Annotated in this window: 21 protein-coding genes; 5 read left to right on the top strand and 16 right to left on the bottom strand. The window is 71.8% G+C overall.

From position 1 onward, the window contains the following. Nucleotides 1-36 precede the first annotated feature (36 nt). Genes ACWDCZ_RS04325 through ACWDCZ_RS04340 form a run of 4 tightly spaced genes read right to left on the bottom strand, consistent with a single transcriptional unit; the run spans nt 37 to nt 1,960 of the window. The gene (locus tag ACWDCZ_RS04325) at nt 37-858 is read right to left on the bottom strand and encodes a class II aldolase/adducin family protein (RefSeq protein WP_449815171.1); all 822 of its coding nucleotides are present in this window, start codon (nt 856-858) and stop codon (nt 37-39) included. 43 nt (nt 859-901) lie between these two features. Next, the gene (locus tag ACWDCZ_RS04330) at nt 902-1,288 is read right to left on the bottom strand and encodes a hypothetical protein (RefSeq protein ID WP_049650290.1); all 387 of its coding nucleotides are present in this window, start codon (nt 1,286-1,288) and stop codon (nt 902-904) included. Between the two features lie 43 nt (nt 1,289-1,331). Beyond that, on the bottom strand, nt 1,332-1,595 hold the full coding sequence (locus ACWDCZ_RS04335) for a hypothetical protein (protein WP_074005068.1): 264 nt from the start codon (nt 1,593-1,595) through the stop codon (nt 1,332-1,334). Beyond that, the gene (locus tag ACWDCZ_RS04340; protein WP_449815172.1) at nt 1,592-1,960 is read right to left on the bottom strand and encodes an ATP-binding protein; all 369 of its coding nucleotides are present in this window, start codon (nt 1,958-1,960) and stop codon (nt 1,592-1,594) included. The genes ACWDCZ_RS04335 and ACWDCZ_RS04340 overlap by 4 nt, the downstream gene beginning before the upstream one ends. A gap of 229 nt (nt 1,961-2,189) precedes the next feature. Here ACWDCZ_RS04340 and ACWDCZ_RS04345 point away from each other — a divergent pair, with 229 nt between their 5' ends. The 4 genes from ACWDCZ_RS04345 (at nt 2,190) to ACWDCZ_RS04360 (ending at nt 4,548) form a co-directional block, all read left to right on the top strand. Next, nucleotides 2,190-3,041, top strand: a complete 852-nt coding sequence (locus ACWDCZ_RS04345) for a helix-turn-helix domain-containing protein (protein WP_181970597.1) — start codon at nt 2,190-2,192, stop codon at nt 3,039-3,041. A 3-nt stretch (nt 3,042-3,044) separates the two neighbouring features. Next, nucleotides 3,045-3,230, top strand: coding sequence for a DUF397 domain-containing protein (locus ACWDCZ_RS04350; protein WP_117487962.1), 186 nt, complete (start codon nt 3,045-3,047; stop codon nt 3,228-3,230). Between the two features lie 24 nt (nt 3,231-3,254). After that, a complete protein-coding gene (locus ACWDCZ_RS04355) occupies nt 3,255-3,440 on the top strand; it encodes a DUF397 domain-containing protein (RefSeq protein WP_449815173.1) in 186 nt (61 codons plus the stop codon). A 343-nt stretch (nt 3,441-3,783) separates the two neighbouring features. Next, nucleotides 3,784-4,548, top strand: coding sequence for a GNAT family N-acetyltransferase (locus ACWDCZ_RS04360; RefSeq protein ID WP_449815196.1), 765 nt, complete (start codon nt 3,784-3,786; stop codon nt 4,546-4,548). A 1,047-nt stretch (nt 4,549-5,595) separates the two neighbouring features. Here ACWDCZ_RS04360 and ACWDCZ_RS04365 read toward each other — a convergent pair. Both ACWDCZ_RS04365 and ACWDCZ_RS04370 read right to left on the bottom strand, forming a co-directional pair. Next, nucleotides 5,596-6,144: a hypothetical protein gene (locus tag ACWDCZ_RS04365; protein WP_449815174.1), complete on the bottom strand. Its 549-nt coding sequence runs from the start codon at nt 6,142-6,144 to the stop codon at nt 5,596-5,598. A 373-nt stretch (nt 6,145-6,517) separates the two neighbouring features. Further along, entirely contained in the window at nt 6,518-7,018 is a 501-nt protein-coding gene (locus tag ACWDCZ_RS04370; RefSeq protein ID WP_074005062.1) for a ricin-type beta-trefoil lectin domain protein, read from the bottom strand. A 441-nt stretch (nt 7,019-7,459) separates the two neighbouring features. Between ACWDCZ_RS04370 and ACWDCZ_RS04375 the strand changes: the two genes are divergently transcribed. After that, complete coding sequence (locus ACWDCZ_RS04375) at nt 7,460-7,858, top strand: hypothetical protein (RefSeq protein WP_198959475.1); 399 nt, start codon at nt 7,460-7,462, stop codon at nt 7,856-7,858. Nucleotides 7,859-7,923: 65 nt separating this feature from the next. On the opposite strand, the gene ACWDCZ_RS04380 is transcribed toward ACWDCZ_RS04375, so the two are convergent. From ACWDCZ_RS04380 to ACWDCZ_RS04425, 10 genes are all read right to left on the bottom strand, one after another. Further along, nucleotides 7,924-8,487, bottom strand: a complete 564-nt coding sequence (locus tag ACWDCZ_RS04380) for a hypothetical protein (protein WP_449812664.1) — start codon at nt 8,485-8,487, stop codon at nt 7,924-7,926. Between the two features lie 83 nt (nt 8,488-8,570). Then, a complete protein-coding gene (locus tag ACWDCZ_RS04385; protein WP_049650298.1) occupies nt 8,571-9,161 on the bottom strand; it encodes a hypothetical protein in 591 nt (196 codons plus the stop codon). Nucleotides 9,162-9,285: 124 nt separating this feature from the next. Beyond that, nucleotides 9,286-10,089, bottom strand: a complete 804-nt coding sequence (locus tag ACWDCZ_RS04390) for an ABC transporter permease (RefSeq protein ID WP_449815175.1) — start codon at nt 10,087-10,089, stop codon at nt 9,286-9,288. Beyond that, nucleotides 10,086-11,057 carry an ATP-binding cassette domain-containing protein gene (locus ACWDCZ_RS04395; RefSeq protein ID WP_449815176.1) on the bottom strand — a complete coding sequence of 324 codons (972 nt, stop codon included), beginning with the start codon at nt 11,055-11,057 and terminating at the stop codon, nt 10,086-10,088. Before ACWDCZ_RS04395 ends, ACWDCZ_RS04390 begins: the two co-directional genes overlap by 4 nt. Then, nucleotides 11,057-11,896, bottom strand: a complete 840-nt coding sequence (locus tag ACWDCZ_RS04400; protein WP_049650301.1) for a DUF4097 family beta strand repeat-containing protein — start codon at nt 11,894-11,896, stop codon at nt 11,057-11,059. The genes ACWDCZ_RS04395 and ACWDCZ_RS04400 overlap by 1 nt, the downstream gene beginning before the upstream one ends. Before the next feature lie 108 nt (nt 11,897-12,004). Beyond that, nucleotides 12,005-12,577 (bottom strand): toxin-antitoxin system HicB family antitoxin, encoded by a 573-nt coding sequence (locus ACWDCZ_RS04405; RefSeq protein WP_049650302.1) that lies wholly within the window; start codon nt 12,575-12,577, stop codon nt 12,005-12,007. Nucleotides 12,578-12,755: 178 nt separating this feature from the next. After that, nucleotides 12,756-13,796, bottom strand: coding sequence for an adenosine deaminase (locus ACWDCZ_RS04410; RefSeq protein ID WP_375874793.1), 1,041 nt, complete (start codon nt 13,794-13,796; stop codon nt 12,756-12,758). 135 nt (nt 13,797-13,931) lie between these two features. Continuing rightward, nucleotides 13,932-15,227 carry a DUF445 domain-containing protein gene (locus ACWDCZ_RS04415; RefSeq protein ID WP_259316613.1) on the bottom strand — a complete coding sequence of 432 codons (1,296 nt, stop codon included), beginning with the start codon at nt 15,225-15,227 and terminating at the stop codon, nt 13,932-13,934. Between the two features lie 90 nt (nt 15,228-15,317). Next, nucleotides 15,318-16,613, bottom strand: coding sequence for a nucleotide sugar dehydrogenase (locus tag ACWDCZ_RS04420; RefSeq protein WP_074005141.1), 1,296 nt, complete (start codon nt 16,611-16,613; stop codon nt 15,318-15,320). A 2-nt stretch (nt 16,614-16,615) separates the two neighbouring features. After that, entirely contained in the window at nt 16,616-17,854 is a 1,239-nt protein-coding gene (locus ACWDCZ_RS04425) for a glycosyltransferase family 2 protein (RefSeq protein ID WP_117487985.1), read from the bottom strand. Nucleotides 17,855-17,872 lie beyond the last annotated feature (18 nt).

Below are 17,872 nucleotides of genomic sequence, written 5' to 3' on the forward strand. Positions count from 1 at the left end.
GAGGGGGCGGGGAGGGGGCGGGGAGGGCGGGGGCCGTCAGTCGAAGAGGTCGGGGTCGGAGACGGTGATCTGGTCCCACAGCGGGCGGGCCTGGAACCAGCCGGCCAGCGGGGTCCCGACCTGGCCCCGGGTGATCAGCGCGGTCTCCCGGTCGATCGGCTTGGGGGTGCCGGCCGCCATCGCGAGCAGCTGCGCCTGGCAGGAGCGCTCCATGGTGACGAACCACCAGACCGCCTCGGCCACGGACTGGCCGACGGTCAACAGGCCGTGGTTCTGCAGGATGACGGCCTTGTGGCTGCCGAGCGCGGCAGCAACCCTCTTGCCCTCCTCGGTGTCGGTCACGACGCCCCGGTAGTCGCTGTACAGGCCGTGGTCCTCGAAGAAGGCGCAGGCGTCCTGGGTCAGCGGGGCGAGCGGGATGCCGAGGCTGGAGAAGGCCTTGCCGTGGAGCGAGTGCGAGTGGGCGGCGGCGACCGCGTCGGGGCGGGCGGCGTGCACCTGGGAGTGGATGGCGAAGGCGGCCCGGTTCACCGGGCGGGTGCCGTGCAGCAGGGTGCCCTCGTGGTCGACCAGGATCAGGTCGGAGGCCTTGATCTGGCTGAAGCTCATGCCGAACGGGTTCACCCAGAACCGGTCCGGATGCTCCGGGTCGCGGACGGTGATGTGCCCGGCGACGCCCTCCGAGAAGCCGAACCGCCCGAACAGGCGGAAGCCCGCGGCGAGTTGCTCCTTGCGGTACCGGCGCTCCTCCTCCACCGAGTCGAACACCGGCGGCAACGGCAGGGTGACCCCTTCGGGGGCGGGGCCCACGACGCCGATCGCCGCGTACGGGTCGGCGGGCTGCTGCGGTACGGGCATGGCGGCTCCTCGGGGTGCGGTCGGTCCGGTCAGGGGTGAGGTGTCACGCCGGATTTCCGGCGGACGTACGGAAGCGGTGGAGCAGTTCGCGGGCGGGCGGGCTGTCGGCGTCGAAGGCCTGCATGCCGTGGAGGTCGGACGGCACCCCGGGGCCGGCGAGCCAGACGCCGTGGCAGCTGAAGCAGAAGGAGACCTCGAAGAGGAGCCCGCCGGGGCCGTGCGCCCGGATCCCGTACCCGGGCGCGAAGCACCGGCGCAGTTCGCCCTCCGGCAGCTCGCCCATCAGGTCGAGGGCCTGCCGGAGGTGCTCGGAATCCCAGACGGTGAGGACCTCGCCGGTGACGGAGTCCGAGCCGTAGGCGCTCCTCGGATCCGCGATCCGGACCACTTCGATGAGGACGGTCTGCGAGGCGACGTCGGGGAGCAGCATGCGAACAGGATCACAGAGCGGGACTGTTCCCGGGAAGGTGTCGTCACTCCAGCCGGTGGCGGACGTCGCGGTTGCGCTTGTACTCGCGCATGAGCGCGAGGAGGTTGATCAGAGTGCTCGCCGGAACGTTGCCGATGTCGACCAGGCGGCGGCCGTGGAGGTTGATGTCCCCGGGGATGGCGGACGGCCAGAGGAGGCCGAACTCACGGCCCTCGGTGCGGAGTTCCACGATGAGTTCGGTGACCTGGCGCGAGGTGAGGTGGAGCAGGGCCGGGTCGGCGGGGTGGATCGGGTGGTGGGCGCTCACGCGGCACCGTCCTGCCGCAGCTCAAACCAGACGGTTTTGCCGAGATGCTGCGGGTCGACACCCCAGCGGTGGGTGAGGCCGGCGACGAGCTGGAGGCCCCGGCCGGTCTCGGAGAGGAGAGCGTGGGGGCCCAGGGCCGGGAGGAGTGGACTGCGGTCGGAGACGGCGACGCGGAGGGTGTCGACGCGGTGGTCGATGAGGATGACCGGGGAGGTCGTCTCACCGTGGCGCCAGGCGTTGACGATGAGTTCGACCATGGCGAGCTCGGCGTCCGCGATGAGGGAGGGCGGCCAGCCGGCGCTGGCCATGCCGTCGCGGAGGGCGTCGCGGGAGAGGGTGAGGGAGGGGGAGTTGATGTTACGCACAGTTTCTCCCAGGGGGGATGGAAGGATGAACCGAGCGAGCTGTCACCGTGAGCCAGTCCGGGCATGGGTGCTCTGCGGTGCGAGGCAGCGTTACTGACGCCCGCATCGGTGGTCGGTGCGTCACCGACTGTAGGGCACGTGTGGCACATGTACCGGCACCTCTACCCAATCCTTCACTCGATCGATGGATTGCTGGACCCCTCGCGGGATCGCGATGGATGCTTGGGGCATGCCACCAGGAATCACCCCTTCTGCCCGGCAGGAACGAGTCGGCATCGAGCTGCGGAAGATGCGCGACTGCGCGGGACGCACAACGGCCCAGGCTGCCGCACTGTTTGGGTTCTCTCGCACGAAGATCACACAGATCGAGAAGGCGCAGTACCCGATCAGCGCCGAGCGCGTGAGGATGCTCGCCTGCGACTTCCAGGAGAGCGACGCCGCTTACATCGAGGCGCTTGGCGCCATGGCCGAGGAGCGCCACAGAGGCTGGTGGGAGGACTTTCGCGGCTCCGTGCCAGTCGGCTTCCTCGACATTGCGGAGATGGAGTACTTCTCCAAGGGTTCTCGCTCGTACCAGGTCTCGCACGTTCCCGGCGTTATGCAGACGGAGGAGTACGGGCGGGCGATCTTCAAAGACGTCTACCCTCCGCTTTCACCGCGCCTGCTTGAAGCGCGCGTTGAACACCGAGTGCAACGTGCGGCAGTCTTGATGCGAGACGGAGCCGAGCCGTACTCGGCGTTGGTCCACGAAGCCGCTCTTCGCATGCTCTTCGGCGGCCGCGATGCCGCAAGGCGACAGCTGGACCAGCTGCTCGAGTACTCGGAACTGCCCCATGTGACACTCCGGGTGATCAGCTTCAGCACCAATGGCTTCATGGGTGCAGGTCAGGGGATCTGCTACGCGAGAGGCCCAGTCCCCCGCCTGGACACCGTTCAGCTCGATGCGGTTGGCGGCCCCGCGTTCCTGCACGAGCAGAAGCACCTGGAAAACTACCGACACATTATCGACGTGATGACTGAGCGGTCCCTGACCGAGAGCCAGTCTCGCGATGCCATCAGGCTAATCAAGAAAGAGCTCTGAGCCATGGAAAACCTTCACTGGAAGCGTCCTGAGGCCTGCCCGGACGGCAACTCCTGCCCGGAGGTGTCCATAGCCCCCGACGCTGTCTACGTCCGCAGCAGCCTCCTGCCTGACGCCATCGCCCAGCTCACCCCCGACGAATGGCGTGACCTCGTCTCCGCCATCCGCGCGGGCGAGTTCGACCTGTAGCGCTCGGACTACGGAGGCAGTTCGATGAAGAACCTCATCTGGACTCGACCCAACGCGTGCTCCAATGCGGGCAACTGCCCAGAGGTAGCAATCACCACCGACGCCGTCTATGTCCGCAGCAGCTTCCTGCCCGACGCCGTCGCCCAGCTCACCCCCACCGAGTGGCGCGACCTCGCCTCCGCCATCCGCGCGGGCGAGTTCGACGTCTGACGCCTCCCCCGCCGCACCGGCCGGCCCGCTCCACCCTCCGGCCGGTGCCCCGGCGGCCCCGATTCGGCGCACGGGCACTGAGCTGCTAATATTTCATTCAGCGCGAGGGACATGAGCCCTCGTCAGGCGTCAGCGGTGCTACCAGAGCACGTCCTACTTTCAGTAGGAAGAGTCCGCGCAACCCGGGCCTGGCGCTCCATCACCGGAAGGGTCCGGCACCACACAGGTGCCGGACCCTTCCGCATTCCCCCCGGTACTTAATCACTCGGCATCCCTTCCCCCGGCTGGCATCGTGACGGGCATGAACCAGACGAAGCCACCCGTTCCCGACCTGCACAGCAGCATCGAACAGAACCTCGCCGAGCACGCCTGTCACCTGCACCGCCACCTGGAGCACGCGACCGTCACCGAAACCGCCGACCTCGTCGTCGCCGACAGCGGGCTCGACGACGACACCTTCAACATCGTTGCGGCGGCACGCTTCACCGCCGACACCGCTCCCTCCCGGATCGCGGAGACCGTCCGGACGCTCACCGCGACCGGCCGCCCCTTCTCCTGGTGGGTCGGCCCCGCCACCACTCCCCCTGATCTCCCCGCCCTCCTCTCCGACGCCGGCCTCCAGGCCTCCGAGACCGAGACCGGGATGTACCTGGACCTGCACACCGCCCCACCGGAGCCGTCCGCCGACGGCCTGGACATCCGCCTCGCGACAACTCCCGAACGACTCGCCGACTACGCGACGATCGTGGCCGCGAACTGGGAACCGCCGGCCGCCACGGTCCGCCGCTTCTACGCCGACGCGACCTCGTACGCCCTCTCCCCCGACTGCCCCGCCCGCTACCTCGTCGGCTACGTGGCCGGGCGACCGGTCTGCTCGGCCGAGGTCTTCCTCTTCGCCGGGGTCGCCGGGATCTACAACATCGCCACCCTCGCCTCCGAGCGCCGGCGCGGTTACGGCGGAGCCATCACCCTGGCCACCCTGCGCACGGCGTACGACGCGGGCTACCGCACCGCGGTCCTCCAGGCCTCCTCCGACGGTGAGCCCGTCTACCGCCGCCTCGGATTCCAGTCCTGCGGCGGGTTCACCGAGTACGCGGTCACCCCCTGAGCCTGCCCGCCCGGCCTCGTGGCACCGCGATTCGGCACACAGGCACTGAACTGCTAATATTCCTGATGTCGCGAGGGACATGATTCCTCGTCAGGCGTCAGCGGTACTACCAGAGTACGTCCTACTTTCAGTAGGAAGAGTCCGTGCAACCCGGGCCTGGCGCTCCACAGTCGGAAGGGTCCGGCACCACACAGGTGCCGGGCCCTTTCGCGTTCGCGGGGCGAACCCTGGCGGATGGCGCGCACCCGGTCGGGATCCAGGTGCAGCTCGTACGGGGTACTGCAATCGCTGACCAGCGTGGCCACTTCCGCACCGCGGGGGCACAGCCGGTTCATGCCGCTCCGACCTGTGGTGCCGCAGCACCCCGCGTGCCCCCACCCCGGGGATGCGGCTGGAGTTCCGCCGCATCCCCGGGGTGGAGGACGACCGTGTCGCGGGGCCCCGCGACACCAGGAACCCGGAGCCGTCCGGGTCCACGACGGCGGGCCCGCTCGGGAAGACCGCCAGGCACTTCCTGGAGGGAACGAGCGGGGCGCCCCACGGCTCGGGCTCCACGGCGAAGAAGCCGAGCGGCACGGTGGACGTGGCCTGCCGGAACCGTCGGCCTTGCTGCTGCCCTGGCCCATCGGTCGCTCCGGGACCCCGGGGAGCCCGGTCAGCTCCCCGGTGGTCGGACGGTCGCAGGCCACGCACACGAATACGGTCAGCTGATGGTGACAGCACCCGGCCGACGCCCGGCCAACCGGGTTCGGGCCGACGGCCTCCGACATGCGCACGCCCCACTGGAGTTCGGCAAGGCCCTGGTGCCGGGGACGCGATTCGGCGCACCAGCGTTGAGCTGCTAATATTCCTGATGTCGCGAGGGACATGAGTCCTCGTCAGGCGTCAGCGGTGCTACCAGAGCACGTCCTACTTTCAGTAGGAAGAGTCCGTGCAACCCGGGCCTGGCGCTCCACAGTCGGAAGGGTCCGGCACCACACAGGTGCCGGACCCTTCCGCGTTCCCTCCGGCACTTGATCACTCGGCGCCCAGTCGCCTGCCGAAGCCTCAGTACGTGAACTGGATCTGTCGGCCGTCCACGGCGTGGTTCCTGATGTTCGGCGCCGGACCGCCGGCCGGCTTCACCGCGAGGGACACGTTGTAGGTCGTACCGCGGACCAGGGACTGGTTGACGGGCGTCTCCTTGCGCACCTCGGCGGAGGACTCCAGGGGGACGCCGGTCCACGACACGGCCTGGCCGTTCGCCGGGTACACGGCCGCGGTGCCGCTGCCGTCCTTGAGCCACAGGTACACGTCCGCGGACGTCGCCGGGTCCGCCTTGGCGTAGGCCACCATGTAGACGGTGTTCCCGGCCCGCCGGAAGCAGACCCTGATCGTGCTCCCTGCGGCGTCACCGGGCGACTCCGCAGCGCACTGCTCCCCCGCCACCGCGGCCGGCGGCGGCTCCGGGTGCTGCTCCCCCGCCACCGCGGCCGGCGGCGGCTCCGGGTGCTGCGCGGACGGTGTCGAACCGGCGCTGCCCGTACTGGTCGCGTACTTGACCGCGAGCGACCCCCCGCCCAGGACGATGGCCACCGCGGCACCGAGGGACGCCACGATCCGGACCGTCCCGTGGGCCCGGGGCGAATCCGGTGCCGAAACACGGCCCCGGACTCCTTCGGCGTTCTTCTCGACCTCCAACATGACCGGCTGGACGGGGCCCTGGCCTGCGGAGTTCTCCGCCCCCCGCGCCCCCCGCGTCCTCCGGGGCCGACGCCGGCCTGCCGCCGGGCCCGCCCCTGAACCGTTCCTCTGCTCTTCCATCCACACTCCGTCCGCGTCGGCGAGAGTGGGCAAGAGTGTGGCAGATCGCCCGGCCCTCCTTCACCGCCGCGATCCGGTTCACTCCGGTCGGGCCGCCATCAGGAACACATCGACGACCCGGCCGGAGGGAGGCGGATCCGGCGGGAACCCTCAGACCACCGGTCGGTCAGTTCGGGGACACCACGTCCCAGAGCTGGCGCGGGCTGTTGTCGCGGAGCGCCTTCACCACGGGGCTGTCGTTGCCCTGTGCCGCGATGACGTAGTCCTCGTCCGTGGCCTCGGCGATGACGTACTTGTCGCCCGCCCGGTCGAGCTGCCAGTGCTGGGTCGGGACGTCGACGTTGCACGGAACGAGCGGGACCTCCGAACCGGGCTTCATGATCGCCTGGAGGCACTTGTCCGGCTTCGCCTTGGCCTCGACCAGGTACCCGTTGGAGGTCGGGCGGAGGACCCAGTTCTGCCACTCCGTGCCGTTGGCCTGCCAGGTGATGGCGACGGGCCCGTGCTTGGCCGAGTCCAGGAAGCCGTTCACGGCCTCGTTGAAGAAGCGCACTTCCTGGCCCGGGCCCCGCACTCCGCCCGCCTTGACGGGCTCCGCCGCGCCCACCGAGCCGGCGACGGCCAGGGCGGCGGCCGTGACGACGGCCGCCTTCTTGATGCTGAACAAGGATCTCTCCTTCTGCGAGGGTGATTCCTCGAATCGCGCGACCGCACTTCGGGCCACGAACGCGAGGGAACCACTCGCACCGGGCCCCCGCAACGCCGAGTAACCCGGGTGGAGTCAGCGTACGAATCGCATTGCCCCGTCTGCCGCAGCGCGGGGCCGCGCCCGGGCTCCCCCTCCCCCCGGCGCAGTCCCTCGGCCGAGCCGGGACGGCGCGCTCGCGGCACCGGGGCAGGGCCGGTGATTCCCCATCGCCCCATTGCACCAATCATATTGGCGCATGATCAGAAAAAGGCCTGATCTCATCCTCTGCGAATTCCCGGAACGGAAGCCGGTTTTCCGCCACCGGGGGCCGGGGTAGGGCCGAGACGTTCGCATCCCGACCGTTTCATCATCACGGCGGGCGCGAAATCCTTGATGCTTTCTTATCGGAAGGACACCCTCATGCACAGGACCCTCCGCAACGCCCTCGCCACCGTCATCGTGACGGGTGCGCTCACCACCGCCGCCGCTCCCGCCGCCCTGGCCGCCGAGCAGACGCCGCCGACCGCGGGGGTGCAGGCGGAGCTCCGCAACCCGAAGACGATCAAGGTGGCCGACTACAACCAGGCCCGCGGCACCCTGATCAACGCCGGCAGCAAGACGGCCGCCAAGTCCCACCCGGCGCACGGTACGAAAGACGTCCCGGTCTCCCACGGCGTCAGCCTGCTGGCGGAGGCCCGCGACGAGTTCCGCGCCGCCGACAAGAACCTGCCGGCGAGCCAGAAGAGGTCCGACATGTCGATCCCGCACTACAACGCCATCCACAACGCGGCCAACACGATGCACATCGACACGTGGTGACACCGCCCCGCTGAGCCCGAACGCCCCGGCCCTCCCCCGGACTTCGGAGGAGGGCCGGGCCGGCCTCAGCCCTCCGGGGGCTTGGGCTCCTCCCGGGGCGCGCTCAGGCTGCCGTCCGGGTGGACGTCGAAGACCGTGAGCTTCTTGCGGCCGGTGATGGTGATCCGGTCCGGGCCGGACCAGTCGGCGCGCACGAAGTCGCCGCCCCGGGTGTCCCAGATCCCCATGCTCCAGTGGCGGGCCGACCAGCCGCTGCCGGCCACCAGCTCCACCCGGTAGACCGGGTCGATCGAGGCCATGTTGGTCATGGTCAGCACCCGGTCCGGGTGGCCCGGGGCGGCCGTCCGCGCGGTCCGCCCCTCGCCGCTCACGAGCGCCAGGAACGCGATCAGCGGCCCACCGAAGACCAGCGCCACCATGGCGACGGCGCAGCCGATCTGCGACACCCAGGTCCGGAACTCCATCCCGATGTACAACGCGACGGCGGTCAGCACGACCGCCGTCCCGACCAGCAGGACCGGGTGGTCGAGCCAGCGCTCGACCACCACGAGCCCTCCCGACCGGGACTCGTACCGACCCACCGCGTAGGCCAGCAGCGCCAGGAGCGCCGCCCCTCCGAGCCCCCACACGATCCCTCTGCGGCGTACCGCTGTCACCTTCGCCCCCCGGCGGTTCTTGACCGAACTTTGGCGCGGACCCTACTACAGGCCCGCTACCGCGGCCGGGGCGTGGACGACGGGCCGGCCGGCGTCCCGTCCTCGCCCACGGTGAAGACCTCGATCTCCTTCTCCAAGGTCACCGTGATCCGGCCCGGACCGGACCACTCGGCCCTGACGAAGCCGTCGTCCTCCTCCCAGGTGCCGAGGCCCCAGTGACGGGCCGACCAGCCGCTGCCGGCCACCAGCTCCACCCGGTAGACCGGATCGATCGAGAAGGCGACGTCGGTGACGCTCAGCACGTGGTCGGAGCGGCTCGGGTCGGGCTTGCGGTCGACCAGCCGGCCGTCGCCGCCGAAGACGTACGCCAGGCCGCCGACCGCCGCCCCGATGACGAGCAGCGGCGACAGGACGGCCGCGAAACCGATCTGCGCCCACCTGGTGCGGAACTCGACCTGGGCCACCGCCGAGGCCATGGCCAGGGTGACGGCCGTGCCGAGCAGCAGCACCGGGTGGTTCAGCCAGCGCTCGACCTCGACCAGCCCGCCCTGGCGGGAGGAGAAGTAGCCCGGCAGGTACACCAGGAAGGCCGCCAGCGCCGCGCCACGGAGCCACCAGACGACCTGCCCGCGGCGCGTCACCGTCATTTGCTCCCCCCGGAGTTGCCCTTTGCCGGGACTTTACTACGGGGGTGCCGGGCGGCCCGGACGGCGGGTGCTCCGCTGTCCGGGCCGCCCGGCCTGGTCACTCGGCGCACCGGCGATACCCCCGTCACCGCCGGTAGAAGACGCTCCGCGACCAGAAGTAGCCGACCAGCGTCAGCGCGGTGCACCAGGCGAGGGCGATCCAGGCGCTGGTGCCGATCCCGGTGCCCAGCAGCAGCCCGCGCAGGGTCTCGATCATGGGCGTGAAGGGTTGGTACTCGGCGAACCAGCGCAGCGCCGTGGGCATGGAGTCCGTCGGCACGATGGCGCTGCCGATGAAGGGCAGGAACTGCAGCGGCATCGGCATGTTGCTGGCGCTCTCGACCGTCTTGGCCACCAGGCCGATGCCGGCCGATATCCAGGTCAGGGCGATGGTGAGGAAGAGCAGCAGCCCGGCCGCGGCCAGCCACTCCACCGGTCCGGCGTTGGGCCGGAAGCCCATCGCGAGGGCCGTGCCGACCACCAGCACCAGCCCGATCATGGTCTGGATGACGCTGCCGACCACGTGCCCCGCCAGGAAGGCGGAGCGCGATATCGCCATCGTGCGGAAGCGGTTGACGATGCCCTCGGTCATGTCGGTGCAGATGCCGATCGCGGTGACCAGCGCCCCGGACGTGGCCGCCATCAGCACGATGCCGGGCGTGACGTAGTCGATGTAGTGGCCGCCGCCGATGCCGGCCCCCAGCGTGCTGCCGTAGGCGTAGTTGAAGAGCAGCAGCATCATGACCGGCGTCACCACGACCGCGAAGGTCAGGGACGGGTACCGCAGCGCGTGCTTGAGGTTGCGGCGCAGCATGGTCAGCGAGTCGCCGAGCGCGTGGCCGGCGGTACTGGTGGCTGTACGCGTGGCCGTGTGCGTGGCCGTGCTCATCGCGAGCCCTCCCCGGTCAGTTGCAGGAACACGTCGTCCAGGTCGGCCGTCTCCACGACCAGCGACTCGGCCTGCACGGACGCGTTGTCGAGGGCGTCCAGCACGGCCTTCACCGTGAGGACGGAGTTGTCCCCCGGGATCTCCAGCCGCAGCGCCTCGGTGTCGGCCGTGGCGTACGGGAACAGGACGGCGGCGGCGGCCAGCGAGCCGGCGTCGGCGAACCGGAGCCGGATCCGCCCGCCGGGGGCGTACCGCTTCAGCTCCTCGGCCGTGCCCTCGGCGACGATCCGGCCGCCGTCCAGGACGGCTATCCGGTCGGCGAGTTGGTCGGCCTCCTCCAGGTACTGGGTGGTGAGGAAGATCGTCACCCCGTGGTCGGCGACCAGGCTCCGGATGATCTCCCACATGGTGCGCCGGCTGCGCGGGTCCAGCCCGGTGGTCGGCTCGTCCAGGAAGATCACCCTCGGGTCCCCGACCAGGGTCATCGCGAGGTCGAGCTTGCGCCGCATGCCGCCGGAGAAGGTGGCGACGGCCTCGCGGGACGCCTCGGTGAGGTCGAAGCGCCGCAGCAGCTCCTCGGCCCGCCTCCGCCCCTCCCGACGGCGGAGGTGGTTGAGGTCGGCCATCAGCAGCAGGTTCTCCTCGGCGGTGAGCAGGTTGTCCACCGCCGAGAACTGGCCCGTCACCCCGATCGCCCTCCGCACCCCGTCGGCCTCGCGTTCCACGTCGTGCCCGGCCACCCGGGCCGAGCCGCCGTCGGCGGGGATCAGGGTGGAGAGGATCTGCACGGTGGTGGTCTTGCCGGCGCCGTTGGGCCCGAGCAGGGCGAACACGCTGCCCGCCGGGATCTCCAGGTCGATGCCCCGCAGGACCGCCTTGTCCCCGTAGGACTTGGTGAGCCCCGTCGCCGAGACCGCCGGGAGCGAACGGACCGCCGCGTCCGCCGGGGCCGCCGCGTTCGCCGCCATCACGCCCGCCGGACGATGACGTTGCCGACCTGGGTGCGGCCGCGGACCTCGACCGTCTCCACGGCGTCGCCCGGGCCCTTGGTGGGGCCGAGGTCGTTGCGGACGCCGCCGACCTTGCTGTGCACGTCGAGCCAGGCCGCCGTGCCCTCCGCGATGCCGACCTCCACGTCCCCCACGCTGGTCTGCAGGGTGACCTGGCCGCGGACCACCCGGCCGACCCGGATGTGGCCGTGCGCCGACTTGGCGGTCACGTTCCCCTCGGCCTGACCGACGTGGATCCGCCCGTTGGAGGCGTTGGCGTGCAGCTCGCCGCGGACCTCGTCGATCTCGGTGTCGCCGCTGCTGTTCTTGACCGTCAGCCGGCCGCCGACGGAGCCGATCTCGATCCGGCCGGCTCCGGAGACCTCGGCGTCCCAGGCCGTCCCCCCGAGCCGGATGTCCCCGAAGCCGCTGTCGAGCCGGGCGCTGTCGGCGTGCTCGACCTGGATCCGGCCGAGCGAGGTCTTCAGCCGGCAGGCGCCGAGCGCCCCCTCGGTGACGAACTCGGCCATCGGGGACTCGCTGTGGACCTCGGAGCCGACCGGCAGCTCGACCAGGATCTCGACCGCGCCCTTCTTGCCGCTGAAGACGGAGCGCTGCTTGGGCGCCTTGATGCCGAGCCGGCCACCCGAGAAGTCGACCTGGGTCTGCTCGGCGGCCTTGACGTCCGCCTCCTTGGCCGGGTTGGCGGGCCGGACCTCGACCACGGCGTCGGTGCGCTTGCTCGCCTTGATCCAGACCGAGCCGATGTCGAACTCGAGGATGGCGGAGATCGGTCCGTCGGTCTCGTACGTAGGCATGGCTGTCCCGTCCTCTTGACTCGTGTGGGTGTCCCCGCTGGTCGGAGCGGGGGTGACGTCGAAGGTGCAGAAGGTGGTGCGGGAGGTGCTGCGGGCGCTACGGAGCTGTCAGTGGACCCAGCCGGTGAAGCCCTGGCCGCCGATGCTGCGCGGGACCCGGCTGCCCGGGTCGGCGACCGGCCGGCGGGCCGGCTCACCGCCCTCCAGGGCGCCGGCCAGGGCCCGGACCAGCCAGGCGTTGAGCGAGAGGCCGGCCTCGACGGCGGCCTCCTCCGCCCGGGCCTTGAGGTGGGCGGGCAGCCGGAGGTTGATCCGGGCGGTGCCCGTCTCGTCCGACTCCGGCGACACCGGAGGCGCCACCGGTGGCACCACGGGCGGCACGACTGGTGCCACCGGCGCCGACGGTGGTGCCATATCGCCGTGGAAGGCATCCGATCCGGGCGGCGCCGTCACCACGAACTCCGGGTCGAGTCCGCGCAGGCGCACGTCCACCGAGCCGGGGGCGAGGTCGCGGGTGACTTCGCCCATGGCCGCCGACAGCGCGTTGAGCAGGGTGAGCCGCACGGCCGACTCCAGCGGGAGCGTCAGCCGCTCGGCCAGCGCGCGGGCTTCGTCCCCGCCGGTTGCGGCGGCCACCGCGAGCTCGTTCCGGAGGTTTTCCACATATGGCGTGAGGTCCATGGCCGTAAGCATGGCACAGCGATGGCGCCATGTCGAGCATTTATGGCACCACTGTGGCGCCATCACCCGAACGGCGGTGGCGCCGACCCGTGCCGGAACACGGAACCGCCCCGCCGACCCCCGGGAACGAGGGGGTCGACGGGGCGGTTCACCAGGGGAGACGCGGACCGCGGGACGGTCAGGCCTGCTGCCAGCCCGCCAGGTAGGCGTCGATCTCCCCGGTCAGCCGGGTCTTGCCCGCCCCGTCCAGGAAGGAGGCCTCGACGGCGTTGCGGGCCAGCCCCGCCACCCCGGCCTCGTCCAGGCCCAGCAGCCGCGCCGCCACCGCGTACTCGGTGTTGAGGTCGGTGCCGAACATCGGCGGGTCGTCGCTGTTGACCGTCACCAGCAGTCCGGCGTCCACCATCCGCTTGATCGGGTGGTCCTCGATCCGCTCCACGGCCCGGGTGGCGATGTTGGAGGTCGGGCAGACCTCCAGCGGGATGCGGTGCTCGCCCAGGTGATCGAGCAGCGCCGGGTCCTTCACCGCCTGGGTGCCGTGCCCGATGCGCTCGGCGCCGAGCATCCGGATCGCGTCCCAGACCGTCTCCGGCCCGGTGGTCTCGCCCGCGTGCGGCACGCTGTGCAGGCCGGCCGCCCGGGCCCGGTCGAAGTACGGCTTGAACTGCGGGCGCGGCACGCCGATCTCCGGGCCGCCCAGGCCGAAGCTGACCAGGCCCTCGGGGCCCAGCTCGGTGGCCAGCCGGGCGGTCTCCTCGGCGGACCGCAGCCCTGCCTCGCCCGGGATGTCGAAGCACCAGCGCAGCACCACGCCGAGCTCCTTCTCGGCGCGCAGCCGGGCGTCCTCGATCGCCTCCATGAAGGCGACCTCGGGGATGCCCCGGCGGACCGAGGAGTACGGGGTGATGGTCAGCTCGGCGTACCGGATGTTCTGCCGGGCCATGTCCTCGGCCACGCCGTAGGTGAGCGCGCGGACGTCCTCGGCGTCCCGGACCAGGTCCACCACGCTGAGGTAGACCTCGATGAAGTGCGCGAAGTCGGTGAAGGTGAAGTACTCGGCGAGCGCCGCCGGGTCGGTCGGCACCTTGGAGTTCCCGGCGTACCGGGCGGCCAGCTCCGCGACGACGCGCGGCGAGGCCGAGCCGACGTGGTGGACGTGCAGCTCCGCCTTGGGCATCCCGGCGATGAACGCCTCGATGCTCCGGTCGGTGGAGCCGATCCGGCTGGTGTGGGGGACGATCCGACTTCCGTCCGGCTGGACCACGGTGGTTCCCTTCTTCCTTCTCCGTGCTTCTACGCGCGTATCGCGAAGTTCGGCCCAGGATAGGCCCACGCCGGGGGCGCCGTCCCCGGATCACCCCCCGAGCGCGACCGCCACGGTGTGGATCAGCAGCCCGGCCAGGGCGCCGACCACGGTGCCGTTGATCCGGATGAACTGGAGGTCCCGGCCGACGTTGGCCTCGATCTTGCGGGAGGCGTCGTCGGCGTCCCAGCCCGCCACCGTCTCGGAGATCAGCGAGGTGATCTCGGTGCGGTAGGTGTCGACCAGGTACTGGGCGGCGTCCTGGAGCCAGCCGTCCACCTTGGCCTGGAGCTTGGGGTCGGTGGCCAGGCGCTCGCCGAAGCGCCGCACGCCGTCGCGGATGCGCCGGCGCAGTTCGCTGTCCTCGTCCTCGGCCGCGCCCATCACCAGGGTGCGCACGGCCGCCCAGGTGGAGTTGATCAGGTCCTGCACCTCGGGGCGGGCCAGCAGCTCGCCCTTGGCCCGCTCGACCCGGGCGATGGTCTCCGGGTCGGTCTGCAGCTCGGTCGCGAAGTCGGCGAGGAAGTTGTCGATCGCGCCGCGGGCCGGGTGGTCCGGGTCGTCCCGGATCTCGGTGACGAACCGCATCAGCTCCTTGTAGACCCGCTCGCCGACCTGGTGGTCGATGAACCTGGGCGTCCAGCCCGGGGTCTTCTGGGTGACCTTCTGGACCACCTCCTCGTGGTTGGTGGTCAGCCAGCCGTGCGCCCGGACGGCGACCAGGTCCACCACCCCGTGGTGCCCGCCGTCCGCGACCACCTTGCCGAGCATCCGGCCCATCGGCTCGGCCACCGAGGTGGCCGCGGCCCGCCTGGTCACCGCCTCGGCGACCACCGCCCGCACGTCGTCGTCGCGGAGCACCGCGAGCAGGCCGCGCAGCGCCGCCGAGGCCTCCTTGGTGACCCGCTCGGCGCTGCCCGGCGCGGCCAGCCACTCCCCCAGCCGGCGGCCGATGCCGAGCGCCGCCAGGCGGCCGCGGACCACGTGGCCGGAGAGGAAGTTCTCGCCGACGAAGTCGCCGAGCGAGCGGCCGAAGGCGTCCTTCTTGGTCGGGATGATCGCGGTGTGCGGGATCGGCAGGCCGAACGGCCGGCGGAACAGCGCGGTCACCGCGAACCAGTCGGCCAGCGCGCCGACCATGCCCGCTTCGGCGGCGGCCGCCACGTACCCGGCCCAGGGGCCGGCGCCGGCCGCCTTGGCCCAGGTGGCCAGGGCGAAGACCAGGGTCGCGAAGGCCAGCAGGCCGGTCGCGATGGTCTTCATCCGGCGGACGCCGCGTCTCTTCTCCTCGTCGGCCGCGGTGAACCGGACTCCGGGGCCGGTCCCGCTGAAGGCATCGTCACTCACCCCGCCAGTCTGCCCGTTGCCCGGCGCGGACGGGGGCGCGCATCGCGATCACGCGCCCCGGGGGCCTCACAGGCCGGGCGAGGAGGGGCCTCACTCCCCGCCCAACACCATCCGCCGCACCTCCGCGCCCGCCCAGCGCTTCGGGTCCGTGCACCGCCGCCCGTCCAGCAGCACCCGCACCCCCGGCAGGTCCACCGGCGCCAGGTCCCGGTACTCCGGGTGGTCCGCCTGCAGCACCGCCGCCACCACCGGCTCCCCGCCGTACGGCGGCAGCCCGAGCGCCGCCAGCTCCTCCGCCTCGTACAGCGGGTCGCTGACGTACGGCCGCGCGCCCGCCGACCGCACCGCCTCGACCAGCGGGAACACCCCGGAGTACGCCGTCTCCTTGACCCCGCCCCGGTACGAGGCGCCGAGCACCAGCACGCCCTGCCCGGCGATCCCGCCCGGCACCGCGCCCGCCAGCACGCCCACCGCGTACCCCGGCACCGCCAGGTTGGCCTCGCGCGCCGCCCGGACCACCGTCGCCCCCGGGTCGTTCCACAGGTACAGCCGCGGGTACACCGGGATGCAGTGCCCGCCGACCGCGATGCCCGGCCGGTGCAGATGGCTGTACGGCTGCGAGTTGCAGGCGTCGGCGATCTCCGCGAAGTCCACCCCGACCTCGTCCGCGTAGCGGGCGAACTGGTTGGCCAGCGCGATGTTCACGTCCCGGTACGTGGTCTCGGCGAGCTTGCTGAACTCGGCCGCCTCCACCGAGGCCAGCTCCCAGACGCCGTTGGGCCGGGGCAGGTCGGGGCGCGGGTCGAAGTCCAGCACCGCCCGGTAGAACTCGGCGCCGCGCCGGGTGGAGGACGCGTCCAGGCCGCCGACCAGCTTGGGGTAGCGCCGCAGGTCCGCGAAGACCCGTCCGGTGCGGACCCGCTCCGGGCTGAACACCAGCGCGAAGTCCGTCCCGGCCGCGAGCCCCGACCGGGCCGACAGCCGCGGCGCCCAGCGCTCCCTGGTGGTGCCGACCGGCAGGGTGGTCTCGTAGCTGACCAGGGTGCCCCGGCGCAGCCCGGCCGCGACGGCGTCGGTGGCCGCGTCCAGCAGGGCGAAGTCCGGGCTGCCGTCGGCGGCGGTGACCAGCGGGACGACCACGACGACGGCCTCGGCCCGGGCGACCGCGGCCGTGGTGTCCGTGGTGGCCCGCAGCAGGCCCTCGGCGACGACCCGCTTGAGCGCCTGGTCCAGGCCCGCCTCCCGGGGGAACGGCGGCACGCCCCGGTTGACGCTGTCCACCACGCCCGGCGCGATGTCCGCGCCGGTCACCCGGTGGCCCTTCAGCGCGAACTGCACCGCCAGTGGCAGGCCCAGCTTGCCCAGCCCGACCACGCAGACGTCCAGGCTCATCCCCGTCCTCCGTTCACCGAGTCGGCCAGCCGGCGCCACGCCGGGTTCCTCCGCAGCCCGCGCCGCACCTGCTCCGGGACGAGACCGCGCCACAGCTGCCGCGCCAGGTCCAGCGGCCCGGCGGCCGCCTCGACCTCCGCCTCCGCCGCCTCCTCGCGCAGCAGGAACAGCTCGTCCGGCAGACCGAGCCGGGCGTCCCGGAACGCCGGGTAGCCCGCGTACTGCCGCCGTCCGTCCACCACCACCGGCGGATCGCCGTGCGCCGCCTCGTAGCGGACCTGGTCGCGCAGCGCCTCCGGCCGTACCGCGCAGGCGAGTTCGAGCCGCACCCGCTCGGCGACCGGCAGCCGGTGGTACACCTCGCGGGCACCGAACCGCTCGACCAGCCGGGCGGTCTCGACGCACACCCGCTCCTGCATGTCCGCGGTCAGCAGCAGGAAGCCCTCCCGCAGCAGCCGGGGCACGTCCCAGCCGAAGCTGCGGGCCCGGATGGCGTCCAACTCCTCGCCCGGCTCGGCCAGTTCGACGGCCACCTGCTGCAGCGCGGCGATCCCGCGCAGCCGGTCCAGCACCCCGGCCCGCTCGGTGACGTTGCCCCGGTCCTCGCGCAGCACCAGGAAGTAGCAGTCGTAGGAGGCGAGGACGGACACCCTGGCCGCCCGCAGGCAGGCCTCCAGGGTGAACGGCTGGTCCGAGAAGACCTTCAACCCCTCGTCGCGGCGCAGCCCGTGGCGCCGGACGAGGTCGAGCCGGAACAGCTTGGTGTCGGCCAGCGCCCAGGCCAGTGCGGAGTCGGCGAAGCCCACCGACTCGGCGTCGGCGTGGAAGATCCCCTGCGGCACCAGCCGCCCGTTCACCCCGACCTGCTTGGGCACCACCACGTCCGAGCCCCAGGCGTCGGCGGCCGTGACCAGCCGCTCCAGCGCCTCCTCGCCGAGCCAGTCGTCCGCGCCGAGGAACAGCACGTAGCGGCCGCGGGCCAGCTCCAGGCCGCGGTTGGTCGGGCCGGCCGGGCCGCCCGAGTTGGACTGGTGCACCACCGTGAACAGCCCGGGGTGGCGGGCGGCGTACTCGTCCAGCAGCTCCCCGCCGCCGTCCGTGGAGCCGTCGTCCACCGCCACCACCTCCAGCCGCCCCGGCGCCAGGGACTGCCCGACCAGCGAGTCCAGGCAGGCGGTGAGGTACGGCATGGTGTTGTAGACCGCGACCACCACGGTCACGTCGGGTACGGCCATCGGGTGGCGGGCCTCCGG

This window comes from Kitasatospora sp. NPDC001225 (assembly GCF_053597855.1).